This is a genomic window from Rhizobium tropici CIAT 899 (assembly GCF_000330885.1).
Taxonomy (GTDB): domain Bacteria; phylum Pseudomonadota; class Alphaproteobacteria; order Rhizobiales; family Rhizobiaceae; genus Rhizobium; species Rhizobium tropici.
On record NC_020061.1, the window covers coordinates 349133 to 365631 of the forward strand.

A 16499-nucleotide genomic window follows, 5' to 3' on the forward strand; every position below is an offset into this window, starting at 1 on the left:
CAAGTTCACACGTCTTACGATACTCGCATTGACCAAACCCGTCCGAAATCGAGGAACTTCATCATGACTTCGCAAAGCAGCACTGTTCTTGGACTACTTGAGCTGGATGAAGGCGTGTCACCAGACAGTCCGCTTCTTAGCCCGCGCGAAGGATCCCTATTGCACCCGGCAACGTTTGGCGGGCCTGTGATCACGGAAATGGTGGAAGGCGCCTTTGCAGAGGTTGTCATTCGAGGTGATGCTTCGCTGGAACACGCCTGCATTGCGGCTGCACAGCGATTGGTCGATCGAGGTGCCAACGTTGTTGCCGCTGACTGCGGCTTCCTTATCCGCCACCAGTCTGCAATCTCTGCAGCAGTCAATGTACCCGTCATAACCTCAAGCCTTCTACTCATTCCGACTTTGTTACGTCAGCTATCGCCCGCGAAAAAGCTCGCGGTATTAACAGCGGATTCGCGACATTGCACCGAAGACCTGTTGGGCATCCAGCACCCGGCGGATCGGAAGCGCGTGGTCGTCGGAGGCATCGAAGGTGGTGTATACGTGCGCAATGCCGTGGCGCGGCCGTTCGTGCGGACAGCGCTGGATCAGATCCAGCAGGAGGTCGGTGCCCGTATCGATCAACTGCGCTCCGACCACCCCGAGATTGCGATGATACTCTTCGAGTGCACTGGCTTCCCTGTCGTTGCAAATGCCCTTCGGCTGAAGACAGGACTGCCCATCTACGACATTACCGACCTCTGCAAACTGACGCTTGCGACTGTGACCGCCCGCGTCTGACTTAGCGCATCCAAATCTAAAGGAACTGAAATGTCTGACGAGAAACTACGGTTCGAACTTTCTGAATACAGAACACGCCTCGAGAAGGCGCGCAGCGCCATGGAGCGAGCTGGCATAGACGTACTGGTCGTTACCGATCCCGCTAACATGGGCTGGCTTACCGGTTACGAGGGCAACTCGTTCTACGTGCCACAATGTGTTGTTGTGTCAAAGGACAAGGATCCCCTCTGGTTCGGCCGTGGTCAGGATGCCAATGGATGCCGTCGCACGGCATATATCGGCGAGGATCGGATCAGGTGGTACGAGGACCACTACGTTCAGTCAGACACCTTGCACCCCATGACCGTTCTTGGCCAGTTCCTCACGGATGAGGGGCACGGTTCAGCCATAATCGGTCTGGAGAAGGACAGCTACTATTTCTCACCGGCCGGTTTCGAAGCCCTTACAGCCGCACTTCCCAACGCGCGCTTCAAAAACGCCATGCGCATGATCAACTGGGAACGCATCGTCAAATCCCCTCGTGAAATCGAATATATGCGCGGCGCCGGCAAGATTGTCGAAGCGATGTATGAGCGCATCACAGAGGTGCTGCGGCCGGAAGTAAAACAGTCGGACATAATCGCTGAAATTTCCTATGTTGGCACCCGTGGTGTGGGCGACTACTGGGGAGACTATCCGTCAGCCGTACCCAACCTTGGCGCCGGTGCCGATGCCTCAGCTCCTCATCTGACGTGGACTGATAAGCCCATTCGCGCGAACGAAAGCATCTTCTTTGAACTTGCTGGTGTACACAAACGGTACCACTGCCCGCTCTCTCGGTCGTACTATCTCGGTAAGCCGAGCCAGCAAATGCTGGATGCTGAGAAGGCCGTTTTGGAAGGCATGAGCGCCGGCCTTGAGAAGGCTGTGGTGGGAAATTACTGCGAAGATATCGCTCTGGCCTACGGAAATGCCCTTGCGAAATACGGTCTGAAGAAGGCAAGCCGCGCCGGCTACTCCATTGGCATGGGATACCCGCCGGCGTGGGGCGAGAACTCCGCCAGCTTCCGCGACGGTGATAAGACCGAGCTGCGCCCAGGCATGACATTTCATTTCATGTCCGGGCTTTGGTACGACGACTGGGGTATCGAAATTACCGAAAGTTTCTTGATCACGGAGGGCGAAGTCGAATTCCTGTCCAATGTCCCCCGCAAGTTGCTCGTTATCGAGTGAGTCCAATCCCCGGGCGAAATCGTGATCCACAATGCGCCCGGTGACGCCTTGCCACAAGGAGGCGTGGCTTCCTTGAATTGGACACCTCAAGTGCGAAAGAAACGATGAGGAAAGTCGCATGTCCAAAAATCCCATTTCGCGCGTCCGTGCCAAGGGCGATGCCTTCTCGATCGGCGTGACACTCGGACGAGCAAGCGCTTCTGCTTTCCGAGAGCGCGTCTTGCACACTGAAGAATATCGGGCGTTGGATACCCGGTGGCGCCGATCTGCATATTTGAAGGCTCTCGAAGCTGCGGCGCGCGCAACCTATCCCCGCTTTGTGCGCGAAATCGAGGGCATCGCCGAAGGCGCCGGTCAAGATTTCGATTCGATCTTCCTCTGGAATTGCCGCGGAGACCTTCGGCTTCCCGAGGATGTCTCCCCGGCAACAGGGTCGGTTGCTGCCAATGGATGCACGACACTCCTGCTGCCGGCGCAGGACGACCGCCCCGCAATAATTGCCCATAACGAGGACGGTGACCAAGCGCTCCTCGGCGCCTGCTTTTGGGTTGAAGTCGAGCCGGACGAGGGACCAGCCTGGGCCAGCTTCATGTACCCTGGCATGCTGCCCGGCCACACGTTTGGCTTCAATGAGATGGGGCTCGTGCAGACGATAAATAACATCACCGCGCATGATCTTCAGCCTGGAGTACCCCGACACATCATCTGCCGCGCGATCCTCGACTCAAGGTCGTTATGCGATGCGGTAGAAATCCTCAAGCGCAAGGACCGTGCCAGCGGATTCCATCATAATCTCGGCGAGACGAAAACGCGCCGGCTCGTCTCAATCGAGGCTCCCGCTTCAGGCTGCGCCATTCGGGAGGCCGTCACCCCCCAAGGCCATGCGAACCATTTGATCTTCGAAGAATTCGCCCAGTTGGAGCAGACCATCAGCGCCTCTTCCCGCGATCGTCAGGCGGCAGTGGACCGGGTTACTGCCGGACAAAGGCTCGCTGAAGACGCAGAAGTCGCTCTATTCGATGAGACGGTGCCGATCTACAAGAACGGAACAATCGATGGGTCGCAAACTCTGGCGATGGGCGTGTTCGCGCTATCCGCTGACCGGGTTGATTGGAGCGTCCATGCTGCCCCCAACGAGTGCGATGTCCTGGGAGGAACGGTGCTAGTCAAGTAGGCTGGTGATGTTTTGAGGCTGCGCGGACGCTTGCGATGGGTGGAGAGTGTGGCCTGACATTCCAATCTCACCTGAGGTGGGCCGGTCCTCAAGCACCCTCGATCCTCGCTTTGTTCTTCAACCTATGTCTCCGCGGTCGATCCAACCCAATGAGCCGACCGCACGGGTCAAATCAGCAAAGCCTCCACCGATAGCGAATTCCTGCAAAAAGCGAGGAAGATTGCAGGAACCCGGCGTCACCCCGGAGCGAAATGGTGCGATGAAGCTAGCACCTACAGGCAATATCATCTGAGCGGGTCGGGCAAGCGAAAGCTGTCCTCAAGTCGAGGTTTTGCTGCTCGCACTTGATCAGGCCCAGGTTCACAGGAAGAAAAGCGCGCAGCTGAAAAGCGGCGACCGAAGGGGTTAAAATGACCATCAACATCAAAGACATCGCTGAGAAAGATCGTAACTCGGTCCTGCATCCCTTCACCCAGTTGAAGGACTTTGCGACCGGCAAGCTCGGCGAACCGACGATCGTGGAGACCGGCAAGGGAATCCGCATCCAGGATGCGCACGGCAACCAGCTGATCGACGGTTTTGCCGGTCTCTACTGCGTCAATGTCGGCTATGGCCGCACCGAGGTTGCCGAGGCGATCTCTCGTCAGGCCTATCGCCTGGCCTATTATCATTCCTATGCCGCGCACACGACCGATGAGTTGGCTATCCTCTCCGACCGCCTCGTCAAGATGGCGCCCGGCAAGATGAGCAAGGTGTTCTACGGCATGTCCGGTTCGGACGCCAACGAGACCCAGGCCAAGCTCGTCTGGTACTACAACAATCTGCGTGGCAAGCCGACGAAGAAGAAGATCATTTCGCGTGAACGCGGCTATCATGGCTGTAGCGTCGTCTCCGGCTCGATGACCGGCATGAGCTTCTATCACGACCATATGGATCTGCCGCTCCCGCAGATCGATCACGCCGGTGTTCCGCATCACTATTGGGGCGCCAACCCCGGCGAGACCGAACGCGAATTCTCGGCCCGTCGCGCCGCCGAGCTCGACGAGATGATCGAGACGCTTGGACCGGACAATGTCGGCGCTTTCATCGCCGAGCCGGTGCTTGGCACCGGTGGCATCACGCCACCGCCGGAAGGCTATTGGGAAGCAATCCAGGCGGTGCTGAAGAAGCACGACGTGCTGCTGATCGCCGACGAGGTGATCACCGGCTTCGGCCGCACCGGCTCGATGTTCGGTTCGCAGCACTACGGCATCGAACCCGACCTGATCACGGTCGCCAAGGGCCTGACCTCGGCCTACTTTCCGCTATCGGCTTCGATCGTGGGCGAGAAGGTCTACAAGGTCATGGAAGAGGGAGCTGACAAGGTCGGCGCCTTCTCGCATGGCTATACCTATTCCGGGCACCCGATCGGTGCGGCCGCCGCAAACGCGGTGCTCGACATCGTCGAAAAGGAAGACCTGCCCGGCAATGCCCGCGAAGTCGGTGCCTATTTCCAGGCCCAGCTCAAGGAGAAGTTCGCGCAGCTGCCGATCGTCGGTGAAGTGCGTGGTGTTGGCCTGATGGGCGCGATTGAATTCGTTGCCGACCGTGAGAACAAGACCAGGTTTGATCCGTCGCTGAAGGTCGGTGCCCGCGTCTCCAAGGCTGCTCGAGACCGGGGCCTCATCGCCCGCGCCATGCCGCATGGCGACATCCTCGGCTTCGCGCCGCCGCTCGTCACCACCAAGGCGGAGATCGACGAGATCGTCTCGATCGCGGAAAAGGCAGTACGCTGCGTCATCGATGACCTGGTTCTGAACGGTCAGAAAATCTGACCGCCAAGCGGTCGGTCGCTCCTACCGCAACCAATGCAGTCATGGAAACGAGAACAGGGCAGGGACCTCTCCTTGCCCTGACCGACCAACTCAGCCGCCGCGCAGGTGGCGCATCATCACGCAAGAGGAAGCCGGCCTATGACCGTTGCCAAACTTCATATCACCACCAGTCTGGCGCCGATCACTGTTTACAGCCCTTATGACGGGTCTGTCCTCGGGACGATTGACGCCACGGATGCGAGCGAAATTAACGAACTTCTGGCCCGCGCCCGTCGCGGCGCAGAGCTTTCAGCCAGGCTGCCGAGACATGAGCGCGCGCGCATCCTCGAAGGAGCTGCGCGGATCATCGAGAGCCCCCGTGAAGCATTTGCCGAAACCATCGTGCGCGAAGCCGGCAAGACGATCGTCCAGGCGCGCAAGGAAGTGCTTCGTTGCGTCAATACGTTAAAGCTCTCTGCCGAGGAGGCAAAGCGCAATGCCGGTGAGATCGTACCGTTCGATGCCTATGTCGGCTCGGAACAGCGTCAGGGCTGGTTCACCCGCGAGCCGCTCGGGATCATCACCGCCATTACACCTTACAACGATCCGCTGAACCTGGTCGCGCACAAGCTCGGTCCGGCGATTGCCGGCGGCAATGCGGTTCTGCTGAAACCGTCAAACCTGACGCCGTTCTCCTCGATCAAGCTTGTCGAAGCCTTGGTGGAAGCGGGCTTGCCACCCGAGATCATCACCGTCGTTCACGGCGATCGCGAGATCGTCTCGGCTCTCGTCTCCGCGCGTGAGGTTCGCATGGTGTCGTTTACCGGCGGCTTCGCTACCGGAGAAGCGATCAGCCGCAAGGCGGGCCTTAAGAAACTCGCGATGGAGCTTGGCGGCAATGCGCCGGTCATCGTCATGAACGACTGCGACTTCGACAAGGCGGTTGAAGGATGCGTCTCCGGCGCCTTCTGGGCAGCCGGTCAGAATTGCATCGGCGCCCAGCGTGTTCTTGTCCAGGCCGAGCTTTATGAGCGCTTCCGCGATGCTTTCGTGGCGGCGACGAACAAACTCAAGGCCGGCGATCCGCTGAAGGAGGACACAGATGTCGGTCCGATGATCTCCAAGGAGGTCGCCCAACGCACCGAAGCAGCCGTCAACGACGCCATCGCCGCCGGCGCGAAGTTGCTCTGCGGCCACAAACGCGAAGGGTCGCTCTATCACCCGACGGTGCTGGAAGGTACGCCGGTGACCTGCCGCCTGTGGCACGAAGAAGTGTTTGCGCCCGTGGTCATGCTTGCACCGTTCGAGACGCTCGATGAAGCGGTCGAGCTGGCCAATGAACCCGAATACAGCCTGCACGCCGGCATCTTCACCAGCAACCTCAATGTCGCACTTGACGCCGCAGCCAGGATCGAAGCTGGCGGCGTGATGATCAACGACTCCTCAGACTACCGCTTCGATGCCATGCCATTCGGCGGCTCCAAATACGGCAGCATGGGCCGGGAAGGCGTGCGCTTCGCCTATGAAGAGATGACCCAGCCAAAGGTCGTTTGTATCAACCGTGGGTAAAGGGACCTAGCAGCCGTTTGATACCGCTGCCGGACTTTCGAACCCAAGTGAATGAATCCAGGCGGCGCCTCGGCGCCGCAACAGCCGAACCTGATGGGGGGAGAATGAACAAAATCTTCGACAATCCGACGTCAGCACTTGAGGGCTTGCTGTTCGACGGCATGTTCATCGCGGCGGGTGGCTTTGGCCTTTGCGGCATTCCGGAGCTGTTGATCGATGCGATCCGCAAAGCTGGCACCAAGGACCTGACAATCGCGTCGAACAATTGCGGTGTTGACGACTTCGGCCTTGGCGTGCTGCTGACGACCAGGCAGATCCGGAAGATGATCTCGTCCTATGTCGGTGAGAACGCCGAGTTCATGCGGCAATATCTGAGCGGTGAACTCGAGCTCGAGTTCAACCCCCAGGGAACACTTGCCGAGCGCATGCGCGCCGGCGGCGCCGGCATTGCCGGCTTCTACACCAAGACCGGCGTCGGCACCGTCGTCGCGAAAGGAAAAGAACTCAAGGTCTTTGATGGAGAGGTCTTCGTTCTCGAGACTGGAATCGTCGCCGACCTGTCGATCGTCAAGGCCTGGAAGGCGGATACCTCGGGCAATCTCGTCTTCCGCAAGACGGCCCGCAACTTCAATCCGCCGGCCGCCACATGCGGCAAGATCTGTGTCGCTGAAGTCGAGGAAATCGTCCCGGTCGGCAGCCTGGATCCCGATCACATCCATGTGCCGGGGATCTACGTGCATCGCCTGATCCAGGGTCAGCACGGGAAACGCATCGAACAGCGCACCACGCGCGCGGCGGCTTGAGGCTGGGGAGAAACACATGGCCTGGGACAGAAACCAGATGGCGGCGCGCGCTGCACGCGAACTTCAAGACGGCACCTACGTCAATCTCGGCATCGGCATCCCGACGCTGGTCGCCAACTACATCCCTGACGGCGTCCACGTGACGCTGCAGTCGGAGAATGGCCTGCTCGGCATCGGTCCCTTTCCGTCCGAGGGTGAGATCGATGCCGATCTGATCAATGCCGGCAAGCAGACGGTGACGGCACTGCCGCATTCCGCCTTCTTCGATTCAGCGCAGAGCTTCGCGATGATCCGCGGCGGCAAGATCGCGATGGCGATCCTGGGCGCGATGGAGGTAGCCGAGAACGGTGACCTCGCCAACTGGATGATCCCCGGCAAGCTCGTCAAGGGCATGGGTGGCGCGATGGATCTGGTTGCTGGTGTGAAGCGGGTGGTGGTCGTCATGGACCACACCAACAAATCAGGCGAATCCAAGGTGCTGAAGGCCTGCACCCTGCCGCTGACCGGACAAAGCGTCGTCGATCGGATCATCACCAATCTCGGTGTGCTCGACGTCGTCGATGGCGGACTGAAGCTGGTCGAGCTTGCCGAGGGCGTCACCGACGGCGAGATCCGCAGCGCCACCGAGGCGACCATCGTCAACTAGGCCTGAGCCTTTTGCCGAGTAGCTGGAGCCGGCCTGTGCCGGCTTCGCGAGGACCATAGAGGAGACCACCATGAGCATCCCATCGATCGTCATCGCCAGTGCTGGCCGCACCGCGGTCGGATCCTTCAACGGCGCCTTCGGCAACACGCCGGCGCATGAGCTCGGTGCTGCCGTCATCAAGGGCGTACTTGAGCGCGCGGGCGTCGAAGCGGGTGAAGTCGACGAGGTGATCCTCGGCCAGGTGCTGCAGGCTGGCGAGGGCCAGAATCCGGCGCGCCAGGCAGCGATGAAGGCGGGTGTCCCACAGGAAAAGACCGCCTGGGGCATGAACCAGCTCTGTGGCTCGGGCCTTCGCGCCGTCGCGCTCGGCATGCAGCAGATTGCAACCGGTGATGCGGATATCATCGTCGCTGGCGGCATGAAGATGGGCGACTTCAAGATGATCGACACGATGATCAAGGACGGCCTGACCGACGCCTTCTACGGTTATCATATGGGCATCACCGCCGAGAACGTCGCCCGTCAGTGGCAGCTCAGCCGCGAGGAGCAGGATGCGTTCGCACTCGCCTCGCAGAACCAGGCCGAGGCCGCACAGAAGGCTGGGCGTTTCGCCGACGAGATCATTCCCTTCATCGTCAATGGCCGCAAGGGCGACGTCACCGTCGACCAGGACGAATATATCCGCCACGGCGCAACGCTCGACCAGATGACCAAGCTGCGTCCGGCCTTCGACAAGGAAGGCACGGTCACCGCCGGCAACGCCTCCGGCCTCAATGACGGCGCCGCCGCCACCCTGCTGATGAGCGAAGCGCAGGCTTCCAAGCGCGGCATCCAGCCGCTTGCGCGCATCGTCTCCTGGGCAACGGCCGGCGTCGACCCGCAGGTCATGGGCACCGGCCCTATCCCGGCTTCGCGCAAGGCGCTGGCCAGAGCCGGCTGGGCGATCGGCGATGTCGAGCTGGTCGAGGCCAACGAGGCTTTCGCGGCGCAGGCCTGCGCGGTCAACAAGGACCTCGGCTGGGATCCTGGCATCGTCAATGTCAATGGTGGCGCCATCGCCATCGGCCATCCGATCGGTGCCTCCGGCGCCCGCGTGCTCAACACGCTGCTCTTCGAAATGAAGCGCCGCGGCGCCAGGAAACGTCTGGCAACGCTCTGCATCGGCGGCGGCATGGGTGTCGCCATGTGCGTGGAAGCGATGTGAGGAGGCAGGGCCATGGCCTCCGCCGAGTACCGTCTCTGCGACGTATCGCTCGACCGGTCGTTCGCTGGCCGGGACGCGAGAATTGAGCGGGAGCAAGCGCTCGCGGTTATCGACCTCTTGGAATCCAACACCTTCATTCCGGTCGGTCACGATGGCGGGCCATACCGCCTCACGATTGCGGCGGCCGACGGGCGCCTCGCGTTACATGTCGCCGATGCCCATGGCGAGCATGTCGTCAGTCACTACCTGTCGCTGACGCCGTTCCGCCGATTGCTGAAAGACTACACCCGCATCTGTGAGAGCTACTACGACGCCATCCGCCACCCAGGCCCTGAACGGCTTGAGGCGATCGATATGGGCCGGCGCGGCGTCCATAACGAGGCAGCCGAACTGCTGAAAAGCCGGCTGTCAGCGAAAGTGAACATCGACAACGACACCGCCCGCCGGCTGTTCACACTGATCTACGCCCTGCTCGTGCGCAATGCCGACCGTCGAGTTCTGCTGAGCTGACACAGCTTCGGCCCGAAACTTTCCCACCAAGGAGGAACACCCCAGTGAACGCAATACCACAACGCAACGTGCAAGCCGGAGAAACCAGCTCCGCAGGCTTCCTGGATAGCGTTGACCAAAACTTCCGTCATGCCATGACATTCCTCGACCTGCCGGAAGGCCTGTCGGAGCGGATCATGCAGTGCAACTCGACCTACACGGTTCGGTTCGGCGTCCGCCTGCGGGGTCGCATGTACAGCTTTATCGGCTGGCGCTCGGTCCATAGCGAGCACTGCGAGCCGGTGAAGGGCGGCATTCGCTATGCGTCGAATGCCGATGCTGAAGAGGTCGAGGCCCTGGCAGCGCTGATGACGCTCAAATGCTCGCTGGTCGATGTGCCGTTCGGCGGCTCGAAGGGCGCGCTAAAGATCGATCCGCGCGAATGGACGCCGCAGGAGCTCGAGCGCATCACCCGCCGCTTCACCCAGGAACTCAACAAGCGCGGCCTGATCGGCCCCGGCGTCAACGTCCCGGCACCCGACATCGGCACCGGCGAGCGGGAAATGGCCTGGATGATGGACGAGTTCCGCCGCGCCAATCCGACCGATGTCATCAACGCGCGCGCCTGCGTCACCGGCAAGCCGCTGTCGAAGGGCGGTATTGCCGGCCGCACCGAGGCAACCGGCCGAGGCGTGCAGTTCGCCATCCAGAGCTATCTCCGCGATCCGCGCACTGCCGGCCTGAACGGCAAGCGCGATCTGAAGGGTGCTGCAATCATCGTCCAGGGCTTCGGCAATGTCGGCTACCATGCGGCAAAGTTCGTCTCTGAAGAAGACGGTGCCCGGGTGACGATTGTTGCCGAACGCGACGGCTATGTCGCCAACGCCGATGGTCTTGCGATCGAGGCGCTGAAGCAGCATCATATCAAGACCGGCAGCATTCTCGGCTTCGAAGACGCCACCTCGTTTGCCGGCGATATGACGGGCATTGCGCAGCCATGCGACGTCCTCATTCCGGCGGCCATGGAGAATGCCATCCATGCGGGCAATGCAGACCGCATCAAGGCAAATTTGGTCGTCGAGGCGGCCAACGGCCCGATCACCTTCGAGGCTGACAAGGTGCTTCGCACCCGAGGGATCACCGTTCTTCCCGATCTTTACGTCAATGCCGGCGGTGTCGTCGTCAGCTACTTCGAGTGGGTAAAGAACCTGACGCATATTCCCTTCGGTCTGATGGAACGGCGCCGGCGCGAGCGGCGCAACCAGACCATCGCAATGGCGCTGGAACGCATGACCGGCAAGGAATTCCCCGCCGATATCCGCGATGAATTCCTCGAAGGCGGCGCCGAGATCGACCTCGTCCGGTCCGGCCTCGAAGACGTCATGCGCAGCACCTGGACACGGATCGCCGACCTCATCGAACAGCAACCGGAACTCGGTGACTACCGGACCGCCGCCTATGTCGCGTCGATCCGGCAGATCGCCGATGCTTATGAAGCGATAGGAATCTGATCAATTGCCTGCCTAGTCTTACTGCGTCACAAATTTGTGGATTTTATCGATCCTTCATCCGGGAGCAGCATGGACATCGCTGGAGGTTGCGACTGAGTGCGACGGTCAAGTGCCTTCGGATTGTGGCGATCGAATTCGACACGTGTCGCTCGGGTCGGATCGGGGGCTCCGCGGGGTCGATAACCCTGGGGAAGGCCAGATTGCGGGCGGTTTTTGGTTTCGGGCGGCGCTGAGGGGGGAATCGTCTCCCTTTGGGAGATGAGGAATCCGTAAGCGGCAATGCAGAGGCTTGCATGATGATGGAAGCCGCGCCAACCGCGTCCCTCATAGTGGCCGAGCCCGAGTTCCTGTTTGAGTTCCTGATAGTCGCGCTCGATGCGCCAGCGCAGCTTGGCGGTGCTGACGAGCTTTGCGAGCGAAGCGGCGGCCGGGAGAGTGGAGAGCCAGTATTTGAGTGGTTCGGCATCACCCTCGGGCCATTCGATCAGCAGCCATTCCTCGGCGCGGGGCTCGGTCAATTTGTAATCCCTGGACGCGGGCCTGACGCGCACGGCGGCGAAGCGAGAGTTGAGGTCAGTGTTGTCGCCAGACGCTGAGTGTCGGCTGCACGCCCACGACATAGTCGAGGCCGAGTGCCGACAGGCCGGCGCGGAATGCGCCGTCCACGCCATAGCCGGCATCGGCCAACACCACACCGGGCGCCACTCCGGCTGCCTGGGCGGCTCGGATCTGCTCCAGCGCGATGGCCGGTTTGGTCTGGAATGCGACGCTGTCAGGGATCTTCGCCTTGCGCCGCCGCTCGGCATCGTCGGCCCAGATCTCGGGTAGATACAGCCGGTAGGCAATCGGCAGCTCGCTGCGACGTTGGCGATCGACAAGCTGACCGCGACTTGGCAGTTGTCCTGCTTGCCGAGTTGGCCACAATATTGCCGCGCCACCCCGACCGAATGCCTGCCCTACTTGGGAAAGCCGGTGTCATCTACAATCCACGCCTCGATCGGCCCATGTCGCTCGATCAGCGGCAGCACCAAATCGCCAATCCGCCGCAGAAGCGCCTCGTCCGACCACGGCGCCTGACCGACGAAATGCAGTAACGACTGATGCTTGGACGAAACCCTCGCCGGTGCCGTTACCGCTGCCAGAGGCTCGACACTCTTGCGCTCCACCGGCAGCATGAGGCCAAGGCAGTAATCCTTCAGCGGCTCTGCCCGATCGGCATGGCCGATCACATCGACAAGCCTCTCGACATAATCCGCAAAGTCTGATTCACTTCTTCCGCTCAGGCCATTCATCTCAGCTTGCTCCTGCTGACCACGAATCGCCACGCTAGCACATCATCGCAAACCGCGAATCTCCCGTTTTTTGTGACTCAGTAAGACTAGAGAGCCAGCGATTCTTCGATGGCCCTGGCAATAAATTCGCCTCCCACGCGACTTGGCTGCCGTAGGACATGTGTCGACGGCAGCCTCTTTTTTTGAGGTGATCCGGATCTTAACATCGTCGAACCCGGCGTCGATGTTGGAGGGCGGCAACCAGCGTTAGAGGCCGCCCATGCAGAGGTACTTCATTTCGAGATAGTCCTCGAGACCGTGCCGAGAGCCTTCGCGTCCAATGCCGGACTGCTTGATGCCTCCGAAGGGTGCCACCTCCGATGACATGCGGCCAGTGTTGATGCCAACCATGCGCCTCGGCCACGCGCCAGACGCGTTTGAGGTTCGAGGCGTAGAAATAGGCGGCGAGGCCGTAGATCGTATCGTTGGCTTCCCGAATCACCTGCTCCGGGTCATCATAACGGATGATCGGCGCCAGCGGACCGAACGTCTCTTCCTGCGCGATCCGCATCGAACCGACGACGTTGGTGATGACGGTCGCCTCAAAAAATGTTCCCTTCGCGCCGATCCGACGACCGCCGCAGCGAACCATCGCCCCTTTTTTGACAGCGTCATCGACATGCGCTTCGATCTTTTTCAGAGCATCATTGTCGATTAGAGGCCCGTTGCCGTCCGAAAAGCGGATGAAACTGATGTGTAACCAGCACTAGCTGCTGATCTGTGCTGGTCGAGGCTGCATTCTCAGATAAGGTACAAGTGGTTGGAGGCTGGCAAGTTCGTTTGGCCACCCGGTCCGCGATGGCGCCATGCAGATGACGCGCGAAGAGTTCTCGCTTTTGCTAGCCGGTATTGACTGGACGCGCGTCAAACGAAACGCTGTGAGGAGGCCCTCAAAAGCAGGCTGATCCTGTCGGTTTTACGTGAAGATTCAGGCTCCTATGGTAGGGCCAGTCATGCCGCTTCGACATGATCCCTTACCCCAGGACACCGTGCAACTGACCCGGATCATTCTCTCGCTCAACGAAGAGAATGCCGACCTTAAGGCGCGCGTGGCCTTCCTTGAGCGCCTGCTCTTCGGGACGAAATCGGAGAAGATGACGATCATCGATCCGACGCAGGCAATGCTCGACCTTGGCCATGTGAGCGACATTCCCGTTGCTGCCAATGACGATGTCGCGCCGGTCGGTGAAGACAAAACGCCGGCACGGCGATCGCCAGCGCGCAATATCGGCCGCTTGCCCAAGTACCTTCCGCGTTATGACGAGATCATCGAGCCGGAGAGCAAGACTTGCCCCTGCTGTTCGTTCGAACTTCATTGCATCGGCACGGACGTCAGCGAGGCTCTCGACATCGTGCCTGCGGTTGTCCGGGTCAGACGGACGATCCGACCGCGCTATGCCTGCCGGGCCTGCGAAAGCGTTGTTGTGCAGGCGTCGGCACCAGCGCGCGTGATGGACGGTGGCATGGTGACCACGGGCGTTTGCCGCGCATGTCGCTGTTTCGAAGTTTGCCTGGCATCTCCCGCTCAACAGACAGGCGCAGATGCTGGCCTCCTGCGGCGTCATGATCGATCGCGGCACGCTCGGCGCCTGGGTCACGTGGGTCGCCTGGTGGCTGGAGCTTCTCTACGATGCGCTCACCGCCTTCATCCGCTCGCAGCCGGGGGTATTCTGTGACGAGAGTATGCTGCAGAGGCACGGAAGGAGTTCAGTATGAACTGACACTGTGTCGTAAAGCTGCGTGAATGATGGAGGCTGGCCCTCCGGGATCGGTTTTCGGGAGCGGGTCTCACCAGTCCGAGCTGCTGCGGTAAAGAGCCGTGGTGGTGAGCGTCGGATGAAAAGTTCGGACGAGATCGAGCAGGTGCGTGTCCGAAAGACGAACGAAAGTGAACCATCCGAAGACGCGTCGTTAAGAAATTCAAGCGTCGTCGAAACCAGGACCGTTTCGTCATCCTGGGATAAGCCCGCGCAACGAGACAAGGAGCCTCCTGCCGGAGCGCCACAGTTCACGCAGTTGCAGGGCCGATACCTGGTCTTCATTTATGCCTATACCAGGATCTTCAAACGCTCCCCGGCAGAAGCGGACATGCGTCGCCACTTTGAGGTGACCGCACCGTCTGTACACCAGATGGTGATAACCCTGGAAAAAGCCGGCCTCATTCAATGCCAGCCTGGAGAAGCGCGAAGCATTCAATTGCTCGTAGAACCTGAGGCGCTGCCAATCCTACGCTAGCTCACCAGTCAGAATCTCTTAGGAGCGGTACTAGTTGCCGTGGTGGCATAGCGATTGAATGGATAAAAAAAGTTTCAAAGGGCTTCGCAAACTTACAGTTTTGGCACGGACAGTGAGAGGACGGAAAATGGCACAAGATAAGCTAGTTGGCTTAAACCGGCGCAATCTTCTATCGCTAATCGGTATGACTGCAGGCAGTATGACGATGTACCACGCCATGACTACGCTCGGGCTGGCTGGTGAGTCTAGATACAACGGACCAATAAAGCTGGAAGGCGCTCCGAAGGACACTTCCGTCTTGATTCTTGGAGCAGGATTGGCGGGTATGACGGCAGCACTCGAACTGCGTCAGGCCGGTTACAACGTGAAAATACTGGAATACAACAATCGAGTAGGTGGCCGAAATTGGACGATACGCGGCGGCGATAGCGTGAAGGAACTGGGCGGCGAGATCCGGAATTGTGAATTTGATGAGGGGCTTTACATCAATCCTGGTCCGTGGCGAATTCCGTATCATCACCATGGCTTGCTCGCATACTGCAAGCGGCTGGGCGTGGTGCTAGAGCCCTTCCAACAACTCAACCACAACGCGTTCCTGCACTCCACAAGGGGGGGCGGCGGCAAGCCGCAGCGAGTGCGTTACGTTATGACCGATATTCGGGGACACATATCAGAGCTGCTGTGTAAGGTGACGCGCAAGGGCGCACTCGAAGGGAGTGTCACTAAGGAAGATCAGGAGATGCTACTTGAGGCCCTTCGCTCCTGGGGCGCGTTGGATGAGAATTATGCCTACCAGAATAGCACACACGTGAGAGAGTTTCGCGGTTCGGTCGAAGCCTATCGCGCGGGGAGAAATAGCGTCGTGCCAACGTCCGGAAAGCCGCTGAGCCTTTCCGAAATACTAGGTTCGGGCCTTTGGAGCGATCTAGCCGCTTTTGCGCGCTATGAATTCCAAACAACCATGTTCCAGCCACGTGGCGGCATCGACCTGATTGGCAAGGCTTTCAGCAAGGAAGTGGACGACCTCGTCACCTATAACGCCAAGGTGACAAAGATCGAGCAGGACGAGAAGCGCGTCACGGCCTATTACGAAGACAGCGAGAATCCCGGTACAATACAGCGGGCGAGCGGCGACTGGTGCGTATGTACGATTCCCCTGACGATCCTCAGTCAAATCGACATCAATGTCAGCGCCGAAATGCTCGCAGCGATCAAAGCTGTACCCTATGCATCATCCGTGAAGGTAGGCCTACAGTTCAAGCGTCGTTTTTGGGAGGAAGATGACCTGATTTTCGGGGGCGTGAGCTACACCAATCTGCCGATCCGGCAGATTTCTTATCCAAGCAGTGACTTCAATACGAAGGGAAAGGGCGTTCTGCTGGGCTGTTACACTTGGAATGGGCCGAATTCCTATGAGTTCACGTCAATGGCTCCCGAGGAACGCGTGAAGCGGGTTGTCGAATACGGTGCGCGGATCCATCCTCAATACAAAGAGGAGTTCGAAAATGGCGTTTCCTGGGCCTGGCATCGCTCCCCGTTTACACTTGGCTGCGCCGGGGACTGGACGGAAGACACCCGCAGGGAACACTTCAATAATCTTTGCAAGATCGACGGTCGCGTAGTAATCGCCGGCGAGCATGCATCCCAAGTCCCGGCCTGGATGGAGGGGGCGATTCTCTCCTCACTAGACGCAATCACAAGGCTTCATAAGCGCATCATGGCTGGCTGATAATACGTTGCGACCAATTGAAG

Annotated in this window: 13 protein-coding genes and 4 pseudogenes; 14 read left to right on the forward strand and 3 right to left on the reverse strand. The window is 59.8% G+C overall.

Annotated features, from left to right (window positions below):
* Positions 1-63: 63 nt before the first annotated feature.
* The 10 genes from RTCIAT899_RS21270 to RTCIAT899_RS21315 all read left to right on the forward strand — a co-directional run bounded on the left by RTCIAT899_RS21270 (position 64) and on the right by RTCIAT899_RS21315 (position 11181).
* Entirely contained in the window at positions 64-780 is a 717-nt protein-coding gene (locus tag RTCIAT899_RS21270; protein ID WP_004128890.1) for an aspartate/glutamate racemase family protein, read from the forward strand.
* 30 nt (positions 781-810) lie between these two features.
* Entirely contained in the window at positions 811-1992 is a 1182-nt protein-coding gene (locus RTCIAT899_RS21275) for a M24 family metallopeptidase (RefSeq protein ID WP_004128891.1), read from the forward strand.
* 118 nt (positions 1993-2110) lie between these two features.
* Positions 2111-3166 (forward strand): C45 family autoproteolytic acyltransferase/hydrolase, encoded by a 1056-nt coding sequence (locus tag RTCIAT899_RS21280; RefSeq protein ID WP_004128892.1) that lies wholly within the window; start codon positions 2111-2113, stop codon positions 3164-3166.
* A gap of 410 nt (positions 3167-3576) precedes the next feature.
* The gene (locus RTCIAT899_RS21285; protein ID WP_004128893.1) at positions 3577-4980 is read left to right on the forward strand and encodes an aspartate aminotransferase family protein; all 1404 of its coding nucleotides are present in this window, start codon (positions 3577-3579) and stop codon (positions 4978-4980) included.
* 138 nt (positions 4981-5118) lie between these two features.
* A complete protein-coding gene (locus RTCIAT899_RS21290) occupies positions 5119-6528 on the forward strand; it encodes an aldehyde dehydrogenase family protein (protein WP_004128894.1) in 1410 nt (469 codons plus the stop codon).
* 104 nt (positions 6529-6632) lie between these two features.
* On the forward strand, positions 6633-7331 hold the full coding sequence (locus RTCIAT899_RS21295) for a CoA transferase subunit A (RefSeq protein ID WP_004128896.1): 699 nt from the start codon (positions 6633-6635) through the stop codon (positions 7329-7331).
* A gap of 16 nt (positions 7332-7347) precedes the next feature.
* Complete coding sequence (locus RTCIAT899_RS21300; RefSeq protein ID WP_004128898.1) at positions 7348-7977, forward strand: 3-oxoacid CoA-transferase subunit B; 630 nt, start codon at positions 7348-7350, stop codon at positions 7975-7977.
* Between the two features lie 70 nt (positions 7978-8047).
* Complete coding sequence (locus RTCIAT899_RS21305) at positions 8048-9181, forward strand: acetyl-CoA C-acetyltransferase (RefSeq protein WP_004128900.1); 1134 nt, start codon at positions 8048-8050, stop codon at positions 9179-9181.
* 12 nt (positions 9182-9193) lie between these two features.
* Positions 9194-9691, forward strand: coding sequence for a UPF0262 family protein (locus tag RTCIAT899_RS21310; protein ID WP_004128902.1), 498 nt, complete (start codon positions 9194-9196; stop codon positions 9689-9691).
* Positions 9692-9735: 44 nt separating this feature from the next.
* Positions 9736-11181, forward strand: a complete 1446-nt coding sequence (locus RTCIAT899_RS21315; protein WP_037136561.1) for a Glu/Leu/Phe/Val family dehydrogenase — start codon at positions 9736-9738, stop codon at positions 11179-11181.
* 26 nt (positions 11182-11207) lie between these two features.
* Here the strand turns inward: RTCIAT899_RS21315 and RTCIAT899_RS34625 are convergent, their stop codons facing one another.
* The 3 genes and pseudogenes from RTCIAT899_RS34625 to RTCIAT899_RS32380 form a co-directional block, all read right to left on the reverse strand.
* Positions 11208-11699 carry a transposase gene (locus RTCIAT899_RS34625; protein ID WP_240535549.1) on the reverse strand — a complete coding sequence of 164 codons (492 nt, stop codon included), beginning with the start codon at positions 11697-11699 and terminating at the stop codon, positions 11208-11210.
* Between the two features lie 55 nt (positions 11700-11754).
* Positions 11755-12473, reverse strand: a pseudogene (locus RTCIAT899_RS34630) (IS701 family transposase).
* A 246-nt stretch (positions 12474-12719) separates the two neighbouring features.
* Positions 12720-13176: pseudogene (locus tag RTCIAT899_RS32380) on the reverse strand (aldehyde dehydrogenase family protein); the annotation flags it as partial.
* Between the two features lie 90 nt (positions 13177-13266).
* Between RTCIAT899_RS32380 and tnpB the strand changes: the two are divergent.
* The 4 genes and pseudogenes from tnpB to RTCIAT899_RS21340 form a co-directional block, all read left to right on the forward strand.
* Positions 13267-13417 (forward strand): annotated as a pseudogene (gene tnpB, locus RTCIAT899_RS32385) (IS66 family insertion sequence element accessory protein TnpB); the annotation flags it as partial.
* Between the two features lie 48 nt (positions 13418-13465).
* Positions 13466-14207 (forward strand): annotated as a pseudogene (locus RTCIAT899_RS21330) (IS66 family transposase); the annotation flags it as partial.
* A gap of 141 nt (positions 14208-14348) precedes the next feature.
* Positions 14349-14747: a LexA family protein gene (locus RTCIAT899_RS34635; RefSeq protein WP_376766909.1), complete on the forward strand. Its 399-nt coding sequence runs from the start codon at positions 14349-14351 to the stop codon at positions 14745-14747.
* A 127-nt stretch (positions 14748-14874) separates the two neighbouring features.
* A complete protein-coding gene (locus RTCIAT899_RS21340; RefSeq protein WP_004128922.1) occupies positions 14875-16476 on the forward strand; it encodes a flavin monoamine oxidase family protein in 1602 nt (533 codons plus the stop codon).
* Positions 16477-16499 lie beyond the last annotated feature (23 nt).

Coding starts and splice junctions, on each gene's coding strand:
- RTCIAT899_RS21305 (WP_004128900.1), top strand. CDS start 8,048: ATGAGCATCCCATCGATCGTCATCGCCAGTGCTGGCCGCACCGCGGTC.
- RTCIAT899_RS21270 (WP_004128890.1), top strand. CDS start 64: ATGACTTCGCAAAGCAGCACTGTTCTTGGACTACTTGAGCTGGATGAA.
- RTCIAT899_RS21295 (WP_004128896.1), top strand. CDS start 6,633: ATGAACAAAATCTTCGACAATCCGACGTCAGCACTTGAGGGCTTGCTG.
- RTCIAT899_RS21300 (WP_004128898.1), top strand. CDS start 7,348: ATGGCCTGGGACAGAAACCAGATGGCGGCGCGCGCTGCACGCGAACTT.
- RTCIAT899_RS21280 (WP_004128892.1), top strand. CDS start 2,111: ATGTCCAAAAATCCCATTTCGCGCGTCCGTGCCAAGGGCGATGCCTTC.
- RTCIAT899_RS34635 (WP_376766909.1), top strand. CDS start 14,349: ATGAAAAGTTCGGACGAGATCGAGCAGGTGCGTGTCCGAAAGACGAAC.
- RTCIAT899_RS21285 (WP_004128893.1), top strand. CDS start 3,577: ATGACCATCAACATCAAAGACATCGCTGAGAAAGATCGTAACTCGGTC.
- RTCIAT899_RS21290 (WP_004128894.1), top strand. CDS start 5,119: ATGACCGTTGCCAAACTTCATATCACCACCAGTCTGGCGCCGATCACT.
- RTCIAT899_RS21275 (WP_004128891.1), top strand. CDS start 811: ATGTCTGACGAGAAACTACGGTTCGAACTTTCTGAATACAGAACACGC.
- RTCIAT899_RS21310 (WP_004128902.1), top strand. CDS start 9,194: ATGGCCTCCGCCGAGTACCGTCTCTGCGACGTATCGCTCGACCGGTCG.
- RTCIAT899_RS21340 (WP_004128922.1), top strand. CDS start 14,875: ATGGCACAAGATAAGCTAGTTGGCTTAAACCGGCGCAATCTTCTATCG.